At 56.4% G+C, this 896-nt stretch carries 1 protein-coding gene; it reads left to right on the top strand.

Features of this window, described 5'->3' with window-relative positions; translation table 11 throughout:
* The coding region (locus J5224_RS30885; protein ID WP_264628835.1) for a DUF1835 domain-containing protein at positions 1–896 on the top strand (896 nt) is incomplete at both ends.

The raw sequence follows: 896 nt of genomic DNA on the forward strand, positions 1-896 counted from the left end.
CCCAGCACTGGCGCTGCGGCAATGATATTGAACACAGTCTGCGACTCGCCGGTTTTCGCGGCACATTTCACAGCTATACCGACCCGCTGGCGATGGGGCCCGTTCAGGACATCCCCTTTGCAGACTACCGCACGGCGCGCTGCACCTATATCCAGCAGGCATTTCAATTGGACGCCGATGACGTGATGCGTCGTTTTGACGAGGAGCAGGCGCAGTGGCAACGTTTACCCGATGCAGAACATGCGGTGCTGTGGTGCGAAGCCGATCCTTACGACCAACTGTTTTTGATCCGCACGCTCTCGACACTCGAAAAGCAGCCACAAAAGCTTGAGCTTATCGCTGTTGACGATATACCGGGCGTGAAGCGTTTTATTGGGCTCGGGCAACTATCACCCGATGTATTGGCCTGGCTCTGGACGCAGCGCCAAACGGTGCCTGCCGATGCACTAACGCTGGCGCGCCTTGCCTGGTCGGCCTGGTGCGCGCCCTCACCGGTAGCGCTCTTTACGCTCACTCAGCGTGAACACGCCACATTGCCTTATCTCTCCCGTTCCTTGCGCCGATTATTGCAAGAATTGCCGGGTATCAACGACGGTCTTTCTCTGACTGAACGCCTGTCATTACAGTATATTGCGCAGTCCGGCCCTGTCAGCCTCAGAAAGGTATTCAGAGAGCTGATCGGCCAGCGCGATCCGCTGCCTTATATGGGTGACATGATGTTCTATTCCGCCATCAGACCATTGATACTCGGTCCAAACCCACTGCTACGTATCAACACGGCGGCAGATACTGAAGCCCTGCAAACGGTGGAATTAACGCCGCTCGGGAATGACATGCTCAACGGCAACGCTTACTGGCTTGATGTTGCATCACAGCCTCACTGGGTTGGCGGGGTT

The sequence above is a fragment of the Candidatus Symbiopectobacterium sp. NZEC135 genome, from assembly GCF_025962695.1.